The 17,940-nt window shown below is 41.6% G+C and carries 19 protein-coding genes; 12 read left to right on the forward strand and 7 right to left on the reverse strand.

Features of this window, described 5'->3' with window-relative positions:
• Positions 1-45: 45 nt before the first annotated feature.
• Positions 46-651: an FMN-binding negative transcriptional regulator gene (locus AB9K32_RS06810; RefSeq protein WP_369884751.1), complete on the forward strand. Its 606-nt coding sequence runs from the start codon at positions 46-48 to the stop codon at positions 649-651.
• Between the two features lie 13 nt (positions 652-664).
• Here AB9K32_RS06810 and AB9K32_RS06815 read toward each other — a convergent pair whose 3' ends face one another.
• A complete protein-coding gene (locus AB9K32_RS06815; RefSeq protein WP_369884752.1) occupies positions 665-2,455 on the reverse strand; it encodes a type IX secretion system membrane protein PorP/SprF in 1,791 nt (596 codons plus the stop codon).
• A 269-nt stretch (positions 2,456-2,724) separates the two neighbouring features.
• Between AB9K32_RS06815 and AB9K32_RS06820 the strand changes: the two genes are divergently transcribed.
• Both AB9K32_RS06820 and AB9K32_RS06825 read left to right on the forward strand, forming a co-directional pair.
• Complete coding sequence (locus AB9K32_RS06820; protein ID WP_369884753.1) at positions 2,725-3,204, forward strand: GNAT family N-acetyltransferase; 480 nt, start codon at positions 2,725-2,727, stop codon at positions 3,202-3,204.
• A 112-nt stretch (positions 3,205-3,316) separates the two neighbouring features.
• Positions 3,317-3,739 carry a DoxX family protein gene (locus AB9K32_RS06825; RefSeq protein ID WP_224836578.1) on the forward strand — a complete coding sequence of 141 codons (423 nt, stop codon included), beginning with the start codon at positions 3,317-3,319 and terminating at the stop codon, positions 3,737-3,739.
• Between the two features lies 1 nt (position 3,740).
• On the opposite strand, the gene AB9K32_RS06830 is transcribed toward AB9K32_RS06825, so the two are convergent.
• Positions 3,741-5,903 (reverse strand): TonB-dependent receptor domain-containing protein, encoded by a 2,163-nt coding sequence (locus AB9K32_RS06830; RefSeq protein WP_369884754.1) that lies wholly within the window; start codon positions 5,901-5,903, stop codon positions 3,741-3,743.
• Positions 5,904-6,114: 211 nt separating this feature from the next.
• Between AB9K32_RS06830 and AB9K32_RS06835 the strand changes: the two genes are divergently transcribed.
• On the forward strand, positions 6,115-6,534 hold the full coding sequence (locus AB9K32_RS06835) for a DUF2141 domain-containing protein (RefSeq protein WP_224836576.1): 420 nt from the start codon (positions 6,115-6,117) through the stop codon (positions 6,532-6,534).
• Between the two features lie 140 nt (positions 6,535-6,674).
• A complete protein-coding gene (locus tag AB9K32_RS06840) occupies positions 6,675-7,616 on the forward strand; it encodes a LysR substrate-binding domain-containing protein (RefSeq protein WP_369884755.1) in 942 nt (313 codons plus the stop codon).
• Positions 7,617-7,642: 26 nt separating this feature from the next.
• Here the strand turns inward: AB9K32_RS06840 and AB9K32_RS06845 are convergent, their stop codons facing one another.
• Positions 7,643-7,840 carry a hypothetical protein gene (locus AB9K32_RS06845; RefSeq protein ID WP_224836574.1) on the reverse strand — a complete coding sequence of 66 codons (198 nt, stop codon included), beginning with the start codon at positions 7,838-7,840 and terminating at the stop codon, positions 7,643-7,645.
• Between the two features lie 106 nt (positions 7,841-7,946).
• On the opposite strand from AB9K32_RS06845, the gene AB9K32_RS06850 reads away from it, so the two are divergent.
• Positions 7,947-9,227, forward strand: coding sequence for a D-alanyl-D-alanine carboxypeptidase (locus tag AB9K32_RS06850; protein WP_369884756.1), 1,281 nt, complete (start codon positions 7,947-7,949; stop codon positions 9,225-9,227).
• On the opposite strand, the gene AB9K32_RS06855 is transcribed toward AB9K32_RS06850, so the two are convergent.
• The 4 genes from AB9K32_RS06855 to AB9K32_RS06870 form a co-directional block, all read right to left on the reverse strand.
• Entirely contained in the window at positions 9,221-9,808 is a 588-nt protein-coding gene (locus tag AB9K32_RS06855; RefSeq protein ID WP_224836572.1) for an NUDIX domain-containing protein, read from the reverse strand. The genes AB9K32_RS06850 and AB9K32_RS06855 overlap by 7 nt on opposite strands.
• An 8-nt stretch (positions 9,809-9,816) precedes the next feature.
• Positions 9,817-10,470, reverse strand: coding sequence for a DUF2461 domain-containing protein (locus AB9K32_RS06860; RefSeq protein WP_369884757.1), 654 nt, complete (start codon positions 10,468-10,470; stop codon positions 9,817-9,819).
• 95 nt (positions 10,471-10,565) lie between these two features.
• Positions 10,566-11,366: a TIGR00266 family protein gene (locus AB9K32_RS06865; RefSeq protein ID WP_252080024.1), complete on the reverse strand. Its 801-nt coding sequence runs from the start codon at positions 11,364-11,366 to the stop codon at positions 10,566-10,568.
• A gap of 127 nt (positions 11,367-11,493) precedes the next feature.
• On the reverse strand, positions 11,494-11,949 hold the full coding sequence (locus AB9K32_RS06870; protein WP_293294833.1) for a DUF4442 domain-containing protein: 456 nt from the start codon (positions 11,947-11,949) through the stop codon (positions 11,494-11,496).
• 168 nt (positions 11,950-12,117) lie between these two features.
• Between AB9K32_RS06870 and AB9K32_RS06875 the strand changes: the two genes are divergently transcribed.
• The 6 genes from AB9K32_RS06875 to AB9K32_RS06900 all read left to right on the forward strand — a co-directional run bounded on the left by AB9K32_RS06875 (position 12,118) and on the right by AB9K32_RS06900 (position 17,937).
• A complete protein-coding gene (locus tag AB9K32_RS06875) occupies positions 12,118-12,600 on the forward strand; it encodes a DUF4870 domain-containing protein (RefSeq protein ID WP_224836568.1) in 483 nt (160 codons plus the stop codon).
• A 244-nt stretch (positions 12,601-12,844) separates the two neighbouring features.
• Entirely contained in the window at positions 12,845-13,174 is a 330-nt protein-coding gene (locus tag AB9K32_RS06880; RefSeq protein ID WP_014031488.1) for a PadR family transcriptional regulator, read from the forward strand.
• A gap of 9 nt (positions 13,175-13,183) precedes the next feature.
• A complete protein-coding gene (locus tag AB9K32_RS06885; protein WP_252080027.1) occupies positions 13,184-14,911 on the forward strand; it encodes a PspC domain-containing protein in 1,728 nt (575 codons plus the stop codon).
• Positions 14,912-15,045: 134 nt separating this feature from the next.
• Positions 15,046-15,768: a head GIN domain-containing protein gene (locus AB9K32_RS06890; protein WP_252080028.1), complete on the forward strand. Its 723-nt coding sequence runs from the start codon at positions 15,046-15,048 to the stop codon at positions 15,766-15,768.
• A gap of 112 nt (positions 15,769-15,880) precedes the next feature.
• The gene (locus AB9K32_RS06895) at positions 15,881-16,891 is read left to right on the forward strand and encodes a dipeptide epimerase (RefSeq protein WP_369884758.1); all 1,011 of its coding nucleotides are present in this window, start codon (positions 15,881-15,883) and stop codon (positions 16,889-16,891) included.
• Positions 16,891-17,937 carry an aminotransferase class I/II-fold pyridoxal phosphate-dependent enzyme gene (locus AB9K32_RS06900; protein WP_369884759.1) on the forward strand — a complete coding sequence of 349 codons (1,047 nt, stop codon included), beginning with the start codon at positions 16,891-16,893 and terminating at the stop codon, positions 17,935-17,937. Before AB9K32_RS06895 ends, AB9K32_RS06900 begins: the two co-directional genes overlap by 1 nt.
• Positions 17,938-17,940: the final 3 nt, after the last annotated feature.

Consider the following 17,940-nt stretch of genomic DNA (forward strand, 5'->3'; position numbering starts at 1 on the left):
TTTAATTTATAATTTAGCACCTAGTTCCAACAAACAAAGCGTTTCATGTACATTCCTTCCCATTATCAAAATCAAAACATTGATGAGATCAAAGATTTTTTAAGGACAAACAGTTTTGGCATTTTAATCAATATTGTGGACCATAAGCCATGGGGCACCCACATTCCCTTGGAATTGGAAACCGATGTGGACGGGAGCGATATTTTGGTCGGCCATATTGCCAAGGCCAATCCACAATGGAAAAATTTTACTGCCAATACGGAAGTACTGTGCATTTTTAATGGGCCACATGCCTACGTTTCCTCATCATGGTACAAGGAAGAGGAAGTCCCAACCTGGAATTATATTGCGGTACATGTGTATGGCAATTTGCAGATCTTGACCGAAGAAGCAACCATGAAATCCATGCACAGACTGGTGGACAAGTACGAGAAGAATTCCAAAAACCCCGTATCCTTAAAAGAAATGTCGCCCAAAACATTGCGACAAGTCAAAGGTGTGGTGGGATTTAAAATTAGAATATCCGATTTTCAAGCCACCTACAAACTGTCCCAAACGCGAATGGAAGACCATCACAAGATAGTTTCGGAGTTAGAAGAACGTTCCGACCCGGGCAGCAAAGGGATTGCCGACCATATGAAAGGTGGATAATGGCGACAACCTCTTATTCAATGTCTTGAAAAATGGTGTCGGCCCAATTGGCATATCTTGAGTTTTCCACGTGCATAATCCAAATTTCATCCTTGTACTTGCCTTTCAATTTAGATCTATAAGCGGCATACGCATCCTCATTTTCCTCATATTTGGCCAAATACACATAGTTTAGACCATTATCCGGGTTTTTAAAGTATTGCGCATCCAATCCTTCTTTTTTGAGCTTTTGCATAAAGTTTTTTAAATAAACTTCGCTTTTAAAAACATTGGCGACGATATAGTGCCCTTGCCCAACTCCATCCAAATCGATGAATTTTTCGATGGGCTTAAAAGCTCCTCCATGAAAAGTTCCTTCTTTTTTTGTTTTGACATCTTTTGATGCCTTCGCAGTGTTCGCCGCCAAAGCGTTCGTAGTAGAGGCCTCGATTTCCTTATAAATGGCATCCAAGTCTTTCCTGTCCGCCAAGTATAATTTTTGTGCATGCTTTTCAATATCGGGGATTTTGTTTCCGTTGTGTCTTTTTACAATCCTCATCATCATTTCAAAACGTTCTTCCATATCCTGCTCCCTACTTTGTTTCATGGAATCTATTTGATACAGCAGATCATCGATTACCGCGTAGCTATCTTCTTGTTGTTCTTGCAATTTGGCTATGCGCTCCTCCCAATAGGCCCTATCCTCTTTGTTATATGGGCGTAAAGTGGTTTCTACATCCAGTTTACTTTTTTGTTTTGTTTTTTCCGTGTTGTTTTCCGCTTCTGCCACAGCCGTGTTCTCAATCTTCTTTTTCTCCTCATCCTCATCGTTGGCAACAAATGTATTTTTGGAAAGGTTGGGCACAAAGGAGTAAGCAATGGATATTTCGTGGGTAACTCCAAGGTTGGCGATACTATTGCTAAGGCTTTTCTCAAAGTTATAACCGAAGGACAATCGTTGGTTCAGATTAAATCCCGTACCGGCCGATGCGCCATAGAATTGATCGTAACCTCCCTGAATCCAACCTAATTTGGGAAGGTCTAAAATTACACCCCCACCAAAGATGATGTCCTCACTGCCTTCGAAACGAGCTCGAGCCAAGGGCATTAAACGACCATCTTCCAAAATGCCCCTTGCATTTTCAAATTGATGGGCATATTGAACGTGACCCGAAAAAATCTTCTCATTAAAACTGGTAAGGGATTCTCCTGTTTTTAAATTATAGTCCACCAAGTTTTGGGCGAACACGCCAAAATCGAACTTTCCCAAACTTAAATTCAGTCCGGGCTGAAACGAAATTATGGAGCTTTCACTGGCTTCCCTTAAAACTGGGTCGTCTTCTAGTGCAACCGCTCTACTTGGGTCGAAGCTGCTCACATAATATGGAATGTTCACACCAAATGTCAGGCTACTTTCACTCCCCAACCGGACACCGTGGGAATAATTGGCCATTACACCTAAATTGGAAATTACACCCTCCTGTTGGTTGTAAATACTAAAGCCAAGGCCAACTCGATCGTTCAATCTGCCGCTGTAACTTAAAAAATAATTTTGACGGTTATTGTCGAAATCAGCACTTTGGCTTCTGTGAAAAAAGTTTACGTAAGACTTGTCTTCCCTAATGGAAGAAAAGGTAGGGTTGATCAAAAACCTATTGAATTTCAACAAGTTCTGAAATGGGACATCGTAGCGCACGTAAGGATTGCTTTCTTCTTGGGCCTGCGTGGGAAGACCAAGAAAAACAACCGTCAAAAGCACAAAAACAGTGCGCCTACATTGGAACGGGAATGTAGTTCGAAAAAACGGGGGTAGTTTTATCACCATAGCCGATTGGGATTTGTAGGTTAATATTCCTGATTGGGACAGGTTGATATTTGTCTAAACTTTTCATTTGCAAGATTTGGGACTTGTAAGAATTTTATGACTAAATATAATGTAAAGCTACATATTTTATCGTCCAACAGGTAATTTTTTCGTTGAACGGTAAGATCGATTGATGGATAGGTCTTTTAAATTCATAAAAAATAGGTTTCAATTTATAGAGGGTTAGAAAGATTCAATCTATTTTTGACAAAATATTCCCAACCTGCACAATGCAAGAACACATTACCATTGTCCCGTTTTCGGAAGCCTATAAAGAAGCTTTTAGGTCTCTTAACGAAGAGTGGATCACCAAATATTTCGAGATGGAAGAAACGGACCGCCTAACCCTTTATTATCCACAGGAGTATATTTTGGATAAGGGCGGTTACATTGCTGTGGCGTTAATGGATGGAACTCCTGTTGGTGTATGTGCACTAGTTCCCAGCAAATACGAAGGTTTTGACCTAGAGCTTTCCAAAATGGGCGTTTCCCCTAAAGCACAAGGCAAAGGCATAGGCAAATTACTAGGACAGCACATAATAGATAAGGCCATTTCCATTGGTGCCAAAAAACTATTTTTGGAGAGCAATCGTAAATTGGCTCCTGCACTGTCACTTTACCGAAAATTGGGTTTTGTTGAAATAACCGGAATTACCTCACCGTATGTTCGGAGCGACATTCAAATGGAATTGACCCTACCAAACACCTAAATCTTGAATCTGAATCGGCTTTTTTGTCCCACCTATTAAAACTTACCTAGTATTTCTTTTATAATTACTTAAAAATGAGTATCTTATAGATGTAATCTTAAACTTCATCGCCATGGGTCTCATCAAAGATTGCAATAAGTGGGCTAATGCGCACACCTACCTTGTGTTGGATTTGGTACGAATCCTACTGGGTGTTATACTTTTCGTCAAGGGCATCGAGTTTATGACCAACCATGTTGAAATGGAGGAAATGGGACGCCCTTTTCAAGACGTCCCCGGTGGCATGATCATTTTACATTATATTGTACCTGCCCATTTTGTTGGTGGTATTTTAATTGTGGTCGGTTTACTTACCCGATGGGCCGCCATTGCCCAACTCCCGATTATTTTCGGGGCCATACTCACCAATTTTTTGGGCACAATGGATATGAACAATCTTATCCTTTCCATTGTTGTTTTGGTTTTGTGCCTCTTTTTTATTGTGTATGGATCGGGCAGGCACTCGGTAGACTATTACCTTAAAATGCAGCAATAGGTTATAGGTTGTCCAACTGATTACTTTTACGATCCTTACTGATGGTCCAGAAAAAGCCAACAAAGAAAAAACTGTCTGCCGGCGGCGTAATCGCCCTTCGATTGTACACCCCATCCATATTTGGGGTATCCGCATATTGATAATTACTAATATTATTGATACCCAATAAATTGCTTACAGAAAAATACAAGATCTTCTGTTGGTCGATAAGGTAGGCCCAGTTAAAGCTCAAATTATTATAAGATCTTGTCTTTTCTTGTAAAAAGCCCGGTGTATTAGGGTTATTATATGGCCTCCCGGAACCATAGGAATAAGAAAGACCGACCTGGGACCTTAATTTATCCACCCAGTACTTGGTAACCAAGGAAAAATTATGCTTTGGTGCGAAGTTGGGCGTTGCCCTTTCAGGAAAATTTCTATAATCGCGTTCTGTATCCAAGTAAGAGTAAGAAGCCCAGTAATCCAAATTTTCTATGCTCTTGCTATCCCTCCAAAAAACATCGACTCCCTGGGCATAACCATTTCCTGTATTGGAGTAATTGGAATTGAACTGTGGGAGGTTGGTATCAAACTTCACCAATTGATCATAGTCCTTGTAATAAAGTTCGGTCCTAAAGGTTTTTCCATTTTTAATATATTGATAGTTAAGTATATAATGTGTGGCCTTCTCCATTTGAACATTTTGGTCGAATTTGACCACTTCTGTGAGCGGTCGTTGATAAAAATCGCCATATGCCAAAGAAAACTGCCCATCCTTGCCCGGTTTATAGGCCAACGAAATTCTGGGAGAAAGATTAAACTCGTCCAAAAGAGAACTTTGCGTGGCCCGCAATCCCAATTTCATGGCAAATTTGTTGCTCAAAAAAATATCGGATTCGGCAAAGGCGGCCCAGAGTCCATCATTATAACCACTAAAAAATGAATCGTTGTTTAGATCCGTGTACGTTTCATTATAATTGGTATTGAAATATTCCGCACCAAAACTCAAATCATATCGATTACTAAAATTTTTACGCGCCTTAAATTTTATGTGGGAAGAGGTTTCCTTGCTATCTACCCTATCGGCTTCCATTCCGATGTCGTTCGTATCCCATGCGATCGAGGCACCAGAAGTCAGACTCCAATCGTTCTTAAAATAATACTTGTAAGATGCGTTAAAATATAGGTTGTTGTTTTTTAAACGAAACCGTACAAAATCATCAAAATTGATATCCTCTTGTTCAATATCCAAATTGGCATGGTTAAAGCCTGTGTAAAGTTTAAACATGCTCTTCTCCCCTTTGCTCCTGAACACTCCTTCACCGGCTATGGATTCGTAGGGACTTTTCCAGTTTACACCCTGTGTGGAGGGAATCAATGCTTCGTACGGGGCAAGGTTTACGTAAGAGGTGTTTATGCTCAACGATTGATCGCCCCAAATCTCGGTATGGCCCAGTCCGCCCCCTACGGACATAATGGAAATATCCGTTTTCTCTTGCAATGGAACATCAGTAGTGTTCAACAAAAGTACACTGGAAAGTGCTTGTCCATACTCAGCTGAATACCCTCCTGTACTAAATGATATGCCCTTAAAGAGGAATGGTGAAAACCTGCCTCGGGTGGGTGTATTGTTGGCTGTGGCGTTGAAAGGTTGAAATACGCGAAGTCCATCAATAAATACTTGTGTTTCGTTCGCGGTACCACCTCTCACGAACAAACGCCCATCTTCATTTACTGTTGTAGTTCCCGGCAAGGTTTGCAATGCTGCCACAAAATCACCTGCCGCGCCAGCAGTGGTTACAATATCCAACGGTTTGAGCACCGATACCTTGGAATTGTCGCCCGCTTCAAAAGTCCCTGCTGTTAAGGTTACACCGGACAAGGAGTTGACGGATTCCACCAATGTAATGTTGATCTCTTTAAAAAAAGAAACATCTCCCGCCTCGTAATGGGGCTCGTAGGACAACATGGATATCACCAAGGTCTGCAGCCCTTCCTCTGTTGTTTCAAAACTGAAATTGCCGTTTGCATCGGAGGAAGCCCCATCGTAGGTCCCTTCCAAATAAATGTTGGCTCCTTCAATCGGATTTTTTTTGGCATCGGTCACCTTTCCGCTGATGGTCTGTTGGGCAAAAACTGCTCCCGTGCAAAATAAAATGGTAAATAGATTGATGATAAATTTCATGTCTGTTCGTTTTGATTGATGCCACAAAATTGCGCATCGACCCTCGACCACCACAAAACAAAATACCCAACTGTGGATTTTTACAACTGAATTGACATAACATACACCACCGTTCAATTCACTCCCCTTATTCAACATTTCGGTATGTTCAATTTTAATTATGCCGGCCTCTTTATCAATTTTGGACACACAAACAACAAAAACAAACATTATGAAAACTGTAACACTCGCTCTAAGTTTCTTTTTTGTAAGTCTATTGGCCATGGCACAAGAAAATAACGGAATCGACATAACCGTAACCATCGACAATGTGACCAGTAATGAGGGAAAGGTTCTTATTGGGCTTCATACGGCCGACACTTTTATGAAAGGGCCCGGGGTACAAAACCTTCAAAGCACTATAGAAAATGGCAAGGTAACCTTAACGTTTACCAATGTGCAGCCAGGTAACTACGCGATAATGGCCATGCACGATATAAACGGGAACAACCGAATGGATTTTGAGGCCAACGGAATGCCCAAAGAAAGTTATGGGATGTCCGGCAACGATATGGCCATGGGACCTCCGACTTTTGATGGTGCCAAATTTGAAGTAGATAAAGAAGACATGGAGTTTACCATTAGGTTTTAATCCAAAAACACATAATTTCTAAGATAAAGCTCGCCATTGTGCGAGCTTTTATATTTGCAATACGGTCCATCAAAATCTGCCATTTTCCATAGATTTGCCTGATAGTTTTTCATACATTTATGCCCTAAACTTATCCCTTAATGACGATTACCCAGCTACAATATGTATTGGCCGTTGCAGAGTACAAGAACTTTACCCTTGCTGCAGAAAAAAGTTTTGTTACCCAACCTACTTTAAGTATGCAGGTTCAAAAATTGGAGGACGAGCTCGACATCTTAATTTTTGATCGGGGAAAAAAACCGATTACCATTACCGAAGTCGGTAAAAAAATTGTAGCACAGGCAAAAAATATTGTTGCAGAAGCGGAACGCATCAAAGATATTGTAGATCAAGACAAAGGTTTTATTGGAGGGGACTATACCCTGGGCATTATCCCAACGGTGATGCCTACCTTACTTCCCATGTTTTTGAACGCTTTTATAAAAAAGTATCCCAAAGTAAACCTGATCATTAAGGAGCAATCGACCCAGACCATGATCAAGAATATCTTGGATGGCCATTTGGATGCGGGCATAGCTGCCACTCCTTTGGAAATAGAGTTTATTAAGGAACGACCACTATATTATGAACCATTTATGGGGTATGTGCCCAAAAACCATCGATTGGCCTCCGAAGAACTATTGCGAACGGACCAACTGGATGTGAGCGATATTCTTTTATTACAGGATGGACATTGCTTTAGGGAGGGTGTGATCAACCTATGCAATGCGCCCCAAAGCCTAGGAGGGGAGCAATTTAAAATAGAAAGCGGGAGCTTTGAAACTTTGGTAAGTTTAGCGGATGAAGGAATGGGCATGACCTTGTTGCCCTACTTGAACACCTTAAACCTGGAAGAAGACAAAAGGGTCAACCTAAAGTCCTTTGAAAAACCATCCCCTGCCAGGGAAATCAGTTTGATCTACCACAAAAGCGAGCTTAAAATTCAGATTACAGAGGCTTTGCGCGAAGTTATTTCCGGCATCGTTCGAGGAGCCATTGCTTTTCAGGATGTAAAAATCATCAGCCCATTGGGCAAAAAATAAAAAGCCGCTTTTCAGCGGCTTTAGTTTTATGTTTTTAATAAAATTAATGTTGAATGTAGTTCTGGTTTGTCCACAATATACAATTGCAACCAGATTCTAAGTTCCTCTAATTCACTGGGCAACAATCTCGAAACTGCTTTTTGAAGTTCCCTAGTGAAAAGTTTAACATCAAAACTAACCTTTTGAAGAATAGTTTTGGTGTAATCAAACATAGCTCTAGGCATATTAAATTGATTAAATTGCATTGTTAGGTTGTACCTAAATTAATAAAAAAGCACCGCTTAAAGTTGAAAATTCAGTTAAAAAATAAAAACCTTCTTGTTAAAATCGATGAACCGTACCAACCTTAACTTTAAACTATTTTTCTCCAAGTTTATTTTATTCGCCTTTCTTTTTGCCGGCTGTGCATCCGTAAAAACAACCATTACCTCTGAATTGGCAAGGCCTACTTTGGAAAACTCATTTCATGGGCTTTTGGTAGTGGATGCCAAAACAGGTAAAGAAATTTACAATCGAAATGGCGAAAAATATTTTACGCCTGCCAGCAATACCAAAATCGTCACTTTTTACACCGGGGTAAAATTACTGCCCAAAAATATACCTACTTTAAAATATTTAATTTCTCAAGACACTCTTTTTATTGAAGGTACGGGCGACCCATCTTGGTTACATCCGCATTTAAAGGATAGCAGTGCCATAAATTGGCTTAAGCAGCAAAATACCATTGCCCTATATACAAAAAACCACGACGAAGACCGGTACGGGCCAGGTTGGGCATGGGAAGATTACGAAACCTATTTTTCTCCCGAAAAAACAACCATGCCCCTGTACGGCAATGTTATTTTTGCCTCACACACCGATGGATTGAGCGTTAGCCCGAGTGAACTCACCCAAGCCGTTCTGGTAAAGGACACTACCCTAAGTCGAGATGAATTTGTAAATCGGTTTTATATTTCTCCAACGGAAACAGACACTTTGGAAGTTCCTTTTATAACCAGTGATAGTTTAACGAAGCATTTATTGGAATCGGCCATTGGAAAAGAAACCACATTGTCCGAACATTTTCCCGAAGGGGAGAAACAGACTCTTTATGGCTTAGAAACAGATTCCATCTATAAGCGCATGCTATTTAGGAGCGATAACTTTTTGGCCGAACAATTACTCCTGGCATCCTCTGGCATGCTTTCCGACACCTTGAGCACCCAAAAGGCCATTGATCATATGTTGAACACCCATTTAAAGGACCTTGACCAACAACCCCGTTGGGTAGATGGCTCCGGTTTGTCCCGTTACAATTTGTTCAGCCCTAGGTCCTTTGTACAGATTCTTGAAAAATTGCACAAAGAAGTTCCCGAAGAACGTTTGTTTGGCATAATGCCCATGTGGGGGCCGAACAGTACCGTAAAGCAATGGAAAGATCCAACAACGGAACCTTTTTTATTTGCTAAATCGGGTTCTGTGGGGAACAATTATAATTTAAGCGGATATGTAAAAACAAAATCGGGCAAGCTGCTCATCTTTAGTTTTATGAACAATCATTATCGCATACCGACCTCGGAAATACTGGATACTGTGTACAGCACCCTTAAAAACTTGCATGAAAATTACTGATCAAAAATTCCGTGAATTTGGGCATATTGTAACAGCATAATGGTCTTTGCATCTTTGATTTCACCTGATTGCACCATGCTTATCGCTGCTTTAAAATCCAGTTCCAAAACCTCGATGTTCTCTGTCTCGTCTTCCGCTCCACCTCCCTCGCCCACTTTCATGGCATCTTCATACCGGCCAATAAAAAAATAAAGGATTTCGGTGACCGAACCAGGCGACATGTAGGCTTCAAACACCTTTTCCACCTGATCAATTTTATACCCGGTCTCTTCCTCCACTTCCATTTTAATGGTCTCTTCGGCATTGCCTTTTTCCAAAAGCCCTGCACATACTTCAACCATCATTCCGTCCTTGTTGCCATTTAAATACGTGGGCATTCGAAACTGTTTGGTCAAAATAATCGTGCCCTTTTCAATATTGTACAAAAGAATGGCCGCCCCGTTACCCCGATCATAGGCTTCCCTAATTTGGGTCTCCCATTCCCCGTCTTCCCGCTGATACTCAAAAGTAACCTTATTCAAAGTGTACCAATTATCGGACAAAAGTTCTTTTCTTATATTTCTGATATTCCCGTATTTCATGCTTAAATTTAAACGGTTACAGCTTGGTTAAGATATTGTCGAAAAGGAAGCATTTCTTTATAGACTTCCACAATTTTTTCTTTAAAATCATCCCGAAGCACTTCTTCTTTGGACAATTCGAGTTCTACGGCAAAAGTTTTGTTGCGCAAGAGTTCAATATGTGGATGGTCGTTGGAAAATCCTTTGGGTGACGATACCAGTTTTTCGTCTTCGTACAAGCCTCCGAACATTTTCTTGAATGATGGTTTATCGAGAATCGCCTGCAATTCCTCTCCGTTGTAATCGATGGCATCTCGGATACTCCGTAGTGTTTTGGAATCGGGCCGCCAACGACCACCTGCCAATAAACATTGTTTTAGGCCTATCTCGATATAAAAATCGGCAGAATTGGGCGCTTTGTCCAACCCTGCGCCAAAATGATCTTTATAAATGGGCTTATTCGGATGGAACATCAAGTTATTATTGATGCGATTGATGCCCTTTTTGCCCGGAGTTGGGTAATAATCATCATGGAGTTGGACCATAGTCATGTCCAAATCATCCAGCCAAGCGATAAAGTCATTACGGAGAGATTTGTACCATTTACGGTTTGCATCCATCCATTCCTTATTGTTGTTTTTTTGAAGTTCTTCCAGAAAATGAAACAGGTCGTTGAAATTCATACCCACAAAAGAAGTGTTTTTTTTCAGACACCGTGACATCGGCCTTCAGTTATCAGTTTTCTGACATCCGACTTCTGACTGCTTACTCCTAAAACCTAGAACCTATTATCCCCATCCAACAAATCGCCGAGACCGCCCAAGATGCTACCTTCGCCCTTATCTTTGCCACCACCTCTTGGGGCAGCGGCCCAAACCCGACTGGCCAACCTGCTGAACGGCAAGGATTGGACATACACGGTTCCAGGACCTCGCAGCGTAGCAAAGAAAAGTCCTTCCCCGCCAAATACTTTGTTGCGGATGCCCCCTATAAATTCGATATCATAATCCACGGTTTGGGAAAAACCAACAATACAGCCTGTATCCACCCTAAGCGTTTCGCCAGCTGCCAATGTTTTCTTGGCCATGGTCCCACCTGCGTGTACAAAGGCCATACCGTCCCCTTCCAACTTTTGCATGATGAAGCCCTCGCCACCAAAAAATCCACGTCCTAGTTTTTTGGAGAACTCAATGCCCACAGAAACGCCTTTGGCAGCACATAGGAATGCATCTTTTTGACAGATGAACTTCCCTCCTTTTTCTGAAAGATCTATGGGAACAATTTTACCCGGATAAGGAGAAGCAAAGCTTACCTGCTTTTTTCCTTGGCCAATATTGAGAAACGCGGTCATAAACAGACTCTCGCCCGTTAGCAAACGTTTACCTGCAGAGAATATCTTACCCAGTACGCCGGTATCTTGATTAGATCCGTCGCCGAAGATGGTGTCCATCTTGATATCTTGGTCCATCATCATAAAAGTGCCGGCTTCGGCAACCACGGCTTCCTGTGGGTCCAGTTCTATTTCCACATATTGCATTTCTTCGCCGTAAATGTGGTAATCTATTTCGTGTGCGTTCATTTTTTGATTGTTTTTAAGTTTTTTGATTTCTGTTTATATGTTGAAATGATAGTTGTTTTGTTACACTTTAGATGTAATCAATTCTTCTTTCACCTTTATACCTTCAACCTTTTAACATTAACGCCGATCACCTCTTCACCTTCACCGTCCACTCAAAATGAAAAGTGGATACCTCTACCCCATCCTTGTTTATCCCTACGGATTTCATCCAACAAGTTTGTCCCTCCCCGGTTTCCACGGTTTTTTGAATGGCGGCAGCAATTTGTTCGCCATCCTCACAGGTAAAAGTGATGCGCCCCGTAGCTTTTTTGGTAAAGGTAGCTTTGTTGTTCGCCACGAGCATGGACACTCTTTTACCACTCTTTTGGATTTCGTTCATCACCAAAGCACCGGTACTCAGTTCGGCGGCCATTCCTTGAACGGCCCAAAACATGGATTTGAACGGATTCTGATTTCTCCATTTGTGTTTTACCGTAGTTACTGCTTGTTTATCATCAATATACTTGAGCCTAACCCCGCACCACCATGCCGAAGGAAGTTTCATAAAAGTGAACATATTGATTTTACTGGGTGTCAATGCCATATTGTTTGTTTAACTGGCTTAAAAATAGGCAAATTGAAGCAAAATATAATTGTTAATATTATGTTAATTTATAGTACTTTGTTTTGCATAGTACTGTCTTTTGGATATATATTTGTATGGTAAGCTAATAGGTTAACCCTTTTACAATCAAAAAACATCAATCAGAAAATGGCAACTACAATCACCAAACACGAACGAAATTTATCCGCGATCATACACGCGTCCATGTTCTCGAAGTATTTTATTCCTTTTGGGAATTTCATTCTTCCTCTGATTCTATGGACCGCCAACAAAAAGCAACACGATTTTGTGGATTACCATGGAAAGCAAGCGCTCAACTTTCAAATAAGCATTTTGTTGTACTCCATTATAGCTGGCTTGATCACCATTCCTTTTTTCATAGGATTTTGGCCGGACTTGTTCGATTGGAACTTTTTAGGGTTCCATCGTTTGAGCGAACTTAACAATTTGAACATTCATATAGATAGCGACAATTTTAACTTTGGACGGTTGATTTGGCCTGTGGGCATATCAGGATTCTTGCAATTGGCCTTGGCCATAGTAAATATAGTCTTCTCCATTTTGGCCACTATCCGAACCAATGAGGGGGAATATTTCAAGTACCCGTTCACCATTAAATTCATTAAATAACAGTAAAGGAGCTTAATCACCTCCAAAACATCAATCATCAATCAAGCAAAAGGAGTTTAAACATCAATCAAAAAACGAAAAAACATCATCAATCAAAAAACGAAAAAACATCATCAATCAACAATCATCAATCAAAGAACCGTTTCCACTCCCCTGCCCAATTCAGGGGAATGGAGTGGAAACGCAGCCAAACAAAGTTTGGCAGAACAAAAACGAACAGTTAATTTAATAGAACCATGAAATTATGAATATAGAAAACACAAAAGCACAGATGCGCAAGGGGGTTCTAGAGTACTGCATTCTGTCCATCTTAAAGGATGACGACAAGTATGCCTCGGAAATACTGGGAGCCTTAAAAGACGCAAAGATGTTAGTAGTGGAAGGCACCATATACCCTTTGCTCACAAGGCTCAAGAACGCCGGTCTGCTCAACTACCGTTGGGAAGAATCCACATCGGGGCCACCACGCAAATACTACGCACTAACAGAAACAGGGCAATTGTTCCTAAACGAGCTCAACGGCACTTGGGATGAACTAAGAAATGCAGTCAATCTGGTAACCAACACAAAATAGAATCAAAAAATGAACAAGACAGTAAATATAAATTTAGCAAATACGCTCTTCCACATAGATGACGATGCGTATAACAAGCTGAGACGGTATCTGGAGTCCATAAGGAGGTCTTTCTCAGGTACCAAGGGAAGCGACGAGATCATTGCCGATATCGAGGCAAGGATTGCCGAACTCTTCTTGGAGAAAATGGAGAACGAGCGGCAGGTGATCACCCATAAAGAAGTAGACCAGGTAATCGAAGTAATGGGGCAGCCCGAAGATTATATGGTGGACGAGGATATTTTTGAGGACGAACCCAAAAAATCCTATGATCAGCCAACGGCCCGAGCCAAAAAATTGTACCGCGACATCGACCATAAGTATATTGGTGGTGTATGCGCCGGTCTGGAACATTATCTGGGCATCGACTCCTTGTGGGTACGGTTAATTTTTATCCTTTTGGCCATTTTCACCAGCGGATTCGGTTTGATCGCCTATATCCTACTATGGATCTTAGTGCCCGAAGCAGCTACCACCTCCCAAAAATTGGATATGCGGGGAGAGCCCATCAACATCAGCAATATAGAACGCAAAGTAAAAGAGGGGTTTGATGATGTTGCAGAAAAAGTAAAAAACGTTGACTACGATAAAGTAGGAAACAAGGTCAAGAGCAGCTCCAAGACCTTTTTTGATACCATCGGGGACATTATCCTGTTCCTATTTAAAATATTCGGCAAATTTATTGGTATCCTATTGATCATTATTGGCGCATCTACGCTGGTCGGCCTCTTCTTTGGCCTGTTCACCGTAGGCATGTTCGATGCGATACACGTACCGGGGATAGATTTTTATGAAATAGTGAACACCTCCGGAGCCCCTGTTTGGTTGGTATCCATCCTGTTGTTCTTTGCCGTGGGCATACCCTTCTTCTTCCTACTTTATCTAGGCCTGAAGATTTTGGTGAACAACCTTAAATCCATCGGGAACATCGCCAAGTTCGCTCTATTGGGACTGTGGCTGATATCGGTGGGCACATTGATCGTATTTGGCATTCGCCAAGCCGCCGAGTTCTCCTATACAGGGAGTGTAAACGACAAAAAGGAGTTGGCCATGCAGGTTCCCACGGACACTCTGATCATTAAAATGAAGGATAGCGACACGGATTACAGTCGCGATGAAATTCATTTTGGAAGAATGACTTTTGGATATGATGAAAACGACAACCGAATTCTTATGTCCGATGAAATAGATATCAAAATCAAGAAATCCGATACGGATTCCATCAGCATCAATGTGAGAAAAGATGCCGATGGGAGTTCCACCTTGGCGGCCAGGGACCGCGCCAAAAACATTGCTTTTGGCTACACGTTGAAGGGCAATACCATAATCCTGGACAAATACTTGACCACCGATACATCCAACAAGGCCAGAAACCAAGAAGTGACCATAACCATTTATGTGCCGGAGACCAAAACCGTGTATTTTGATGAAACCACAAATCGATATATTGGTCGAGGTATTAAAAATGACCAAGGTTACTACCGAACCGGCTTGGTGGAACATTATTGGACCATGGACGAAGATGGAGAATTAAAATGCCTGGATTGTCCAGAATTGGATGACGATGAGGAGGATGGCAATGGAAAGATCATTATTAATGAAGATGGCATCGATATCGACATTAAGGATAACCAAGATTCCTTTGAAATGAAAATCAACGAGGACGGAATAAAAGTTAAAGCGAAAGAAAAAAAGTAACAATTGGGTACCTTAAATCGTCAATTGGGTAACTCAAAGTTTAAAATACATACAATAAAAGGGACATTTACACTGAATTTATTCAGATTGAAGAAACGTATAATCAAAATCAATCAATACTAAAAACAACAATCATGACAACATTAGCAAGATTAGCAATCGCCGTCCTCCTATCCCTCTTTGCATCCTCATGCATGATGGATATGAACTTTGGCAACGGAAAAACCGGTAATGGGGAAATCGTTGAGGAAACCCGCGATGTTACCGAAAATTTTGACGTAGTTTCAGCATCGGAAGGCATCGATGTATTTGTAACACAAGGTTCGGATTTTAAAATTAACGTAGAAGCCGATGAAAACATTATTGACCTTATCGGAACCGACATCAAAGAGGGAAGGTTAAAAATCCATGCCATTGAAAACATTGGTAGGGCCACCAAAAAAGTTTATGTGACCTTGCCGGAAATCACTGCCCTTGAGAGCTCCAGTGGTGCCGATCTTATCGGCCAAAATGTGATCAAGGCCGAAAACATTGAGCTGGATTCGAGCAGTGGTGCCGATCTGCATGTAGAGGTAGTGGCAGGTGAAGTATCCGCCGATGCCAGTAGTGGCGCCGATATTAAAGTATCTGGACAAGCAGATGCCTTGTTCGCAGATGCCAGTAGCGGTTCGGACATCAAAGCTCAGGATTTAATGGTAAAAAGGTGCAACGCAGACGCCAGTAGCGGTGCTGATATCTCTGTGAACGTTTCAGAGTCCCTTGTGGCCGATGCCAGCAGTGGTGCGGACATTAAATATACTGGAGATGCAAGTGTGCAGACCAAAAAATCCGTTTCAGGGAGCGTAAGAAAATATTGATCCATTTTCCCTTTTAATTTGTTGAAGGCCCGCTGATTTTTCAGTGGGCTTTTGTCTTTAATATCTCTGCTCGAAAACCTATCTTAGCAAATCGCTAAAATATGATATTCCCATGCAGATAACCCTAAAAAAATACATTCTTCCACTGGCCCATACTTTTACAATTTCCAGAGAATCGAGGGATGAACAGGACACCTTGATCGTTGGACTGACCCTAAATGGAAAAACTGGCTACGGTGAGGCCACTTCCAATCCATACTATAAAATAACCATAGAAGGGATGATGGCAGAAATAGAGGCCGTAAGAGACCAAATTGAAGCATACGATTTTGATACGCCCGAGAATTTCTATGAGCATTTGGAATCTTTAAACCTTCATAAATTCACGCTTTGCGCTTTGGATTTGGCCGCAAACGATCTGTACGGTAAACTAAAGGACAAGCCTCTATATCAAATCTGGGACACCACCACCGATCAATATCCCATTACCAATTATACCATCGGAATAGATACCATCGAAAAAATGGTGGCCAAACTCCAAGAAAAACCATGGCCGCTTTATAAAATAAAGTTGGGCACCAACGAAGATGTGGATATAATTCGCGAGCTGCGCAAACATACGGACAGTGTATTCAGAATTGATGCCAATACCGCATGGACCGCAGAAGAGACCATTAATAATGCCCCTTTGTTAAAGGAACTTGGCGTGGAGTTTTTGGAACAGCCCCTAAAAGCCGATGATTGGGAAGGAATGGCATTGGTAAAGAAAAATTCGGTTTTACCTGTTATCGCAGATGAAAGCTGTATTGTGGAAACAGATGTGGAAGCATGTGGACCTTATTTTCATGGAATCAATATTAAACTGACCAAATGTGGTGGACTTACCCCTGCTAGAAGAATGATCAAAAAAGGTAGGGAACTTGGACTCCAACTAATGGTGGGCTGTATGACGGAATCTACCGTTGGTATTTCCGCCATTGCCCAATTATTGCCGCAACTGGATTATGTGGATATGGATGGCGCCATGTTGTTACGGGAAGATATAGCAACTGGAGTAACCATACTAAACGACGGAAAAGTAATTTTCCCAGAGTTGCCAGGAAGTGGGATACAACTTTTATAATGGCTCATTCGATACCAAGCATACCGGACAGGCAAATTTCCATTAACGGTTTGCCCTATATATATTTTGGGGGCACCTCTTATCTGGGAGTACAAAACCACCTTCCTTTTAAAGAGGTTTATCTACAGAACATCGTTAAATATGGAATGCACTACGGGGCATCGAGAAAATCGAATGTCTTCCTCGATGTATACCGTAAAATCGAAGACCATTTGGCCAATTGGGTGGGCAGCGATAACTGTTTGACCATGTCCTCAGGGTATTTGGCGGCCCAATTGGTAGTGCAGACCCATTTGGAAAAAGGCCACACGGTTATTGCCGCCCCTAATGCCCATGCCGCACTTTGTACCCATGGCGTACTGAAAACCGAAAATTTTAGCCAATTGGAGCAACTGGCAGGAAAAACGGTCCTAGAAAGTCCCTTGCCCCCGGTAGTTCTTTTTGATACTATTGATTTTATGGGTTACCAATATCCCGGGTTTGGTCGTTTATCCAACCTTCCTTTGGACAAGCTTATTTTGGTTGGCGACGATTCGCACGGAATCGGTGTGGTAGGCCATCAAGGAAATGGATGTTACCATACACTCAAAGCTTTTAATCCCTTTAATTTGATGGTTTGTTCTTCCTTGGGCAAGGCCCTGGGCATACAAGCGGGCGCCGTTTTTGGTAACAAGGACGATATCAAAACCCTACAATCTACGGCATTTTATGGTGGGGCAAGTCCGGCATCGCCCGCATTTATGGGCACCTTGCTAGATGCACAAGACATTTACGCCGAACGTATGGATAAACTCAATAAAAACTACGATCATTTTAAATCCCTGGTTCGCGATATCTCTTTTTTTATGCACATGGACGGTCATCCTACTTTTGAGTTCCAAGATGAAAAATTAGCTGCGGCATTGACACAAGATCGATTTGTTTTTACCAACTTCCGTTATCCGGATGATAATGGCCCTCTGATCAGCCGTATTGTATTAAGTGCCTACCATACCGCTGAAGATGTGGAAACCTTGGCAAAAAGCCTTAATTCATATATCAGTTGATAT

This window comes from Allomuricauda sp. XS_ASV26, from assembly GCF_041224615.1.
Lineage (GTDB): Bacteria > Bacteroidota > Bacteroidia > Flavobacteriales > Flavobacteriaceae > Flagellimonas > Flagellimonas alginolytica.

What these genes read in the sequence shown, in the direction of transcription:
- AB9K32_RS06810 (WP_369884751.1), top strand. Translation starts at nt 46, where the DNA reads ATGTACATTCCTTCCCATTATCAAAATCAAAACATTGATGAGATCAAA.
- AB9K32_RS06815 (WP_369884752.1), bottom strand. Translation starts at nt 2,455, where the DNA reads ATGGTGATAAAACTACCCCCGTTTTTTCGAACTACATTCCCGTTCCAA.
- AB9K32_RS06820 (WP_369884753.1), top strand. Translation starts at nt 2,725, where the DNA reads ATGCAAGAACACATTACCATTGTCCCGTTTTCGGAAGCCTATAAAGAA.
- AB9K32_RS06825 (WP_224836578.1), top strand. Translation starts at nt 3,317, where the DNA reads ATGGGTCTCATCAAAGATTGCAATAAGTGGGCTAATGCGCACACCTAC.
- AB9K32_RS06830 (WP_369884754.1), bottom strand. Translation starts at nt 5,903, where the DNA reads ATGAAATTTATCATCAATCTATTTACCATTTTATTTTGCACGGGAGCA.
- AB9K32_RS06835 (WP_224836576.1), top strand. Translation starts at nt 6,115, where the DNA reads ATGAAAACTGTAACACTCGCTCTAAGTTTCTTTTTTGTAAGTCTATTG.
- AB9K32_RS06840 (WP_369884755.1), top strand. Translation starts at nt 6,675, where the DNA reads ATGACGATTACCCAGCTACAATATGTATTGGCCGTTGCAGAGTACAAG.
- AB9K32_RS06845 (WP_224836574.1), bottom strand. Translation starts at nt 7,840, where the DNA reads ATGCCTAGAGCTATGTTTGATTACACCAAAACTATTCTTCAAAAGGTT.
- AB9K32_RS06850 (WP_369884756.1), top strand. Translation starts at nt 7,947, where the DNA reads ATGAACCGTACCAACCTTAACTTTAAACTATTTTTCTCCAAGTTTATT.
- AB9K32_RS06855 (WP_224836572.1), bottom strand. Translation starts at nt 9,808, where the DNA reads ATGAAATACGGGAATATCAGAAATATAAGAAAAGAACTTTTGTCCGAT.
- AB9K32_RS06860 (WP_369884757.1), bottom strand. Translation starts at nt 10,470, where the DNA reads ATGAATTTCAACGACCTGTTTCATTTTCTGGAAGAACTTCAAAAAAAC.
- AB9K32_RS06865 (WP_252080024.1), bottom strand. Translation starts at nt 11,366, where the DNA reads ATGAACGCACACGAAATAGATTACCACATTTACGGCGAAGAAATGCAA.
- AB9K32_RS06870 (WP_293294833.1), bottom strand. Translation starts at nt 11,949, where the DNA reads ATGGCATTGACACCCAGTAAAATCAATATGTTCACTTTTATGAAACTT.
- AB9K32_RS06875 (WP_224836568.1), top strand. Translation starts at nt 12,118, where the DNA reads ATGGCAACTACAATCACCAAACACGAACGAAATTTATCCGCGATCATA.
- AB9K32_RS06880 (WP_014031488.1), top strand. Translation starts at nt 12,845, where the DNA reads ATGAATATAGAAAACACAAAAGCACAGATGCGCAAGGGGGTTCTAGAG.
- AB9K32_RS06885 (WP_252080027.1), top strand. Translation starts at nt 13,184, where the DNA reads ATGAACAAGACAGTAAATATAAATTTAGCAAATACGCTCTTCCACATA.
- AB9K32_RS06890 (WP_252080028.1), top strand. Translation starts at nt 15,046, where the DNA reads ATGACAACATTAGCAAGATTAGCAATCGCCGTCCTCCTATCCCTCTTT.
- AB9K32_RS06895 (WP_369884758.1), top strand. Translation starts at nt 15,881, where the DNA reads ATGCAGATAACCCTAAAAAAATACATTCTTCCACTGGCCCATACTTTT.
- AB9K32_RS06900 (WP_369884759.1), top strand. Translation starts at nt 16,891, where the DNA reads ATGGCTCATTCGATACCAAGCATACCGGACAGGCAAATTTCCATTAAC.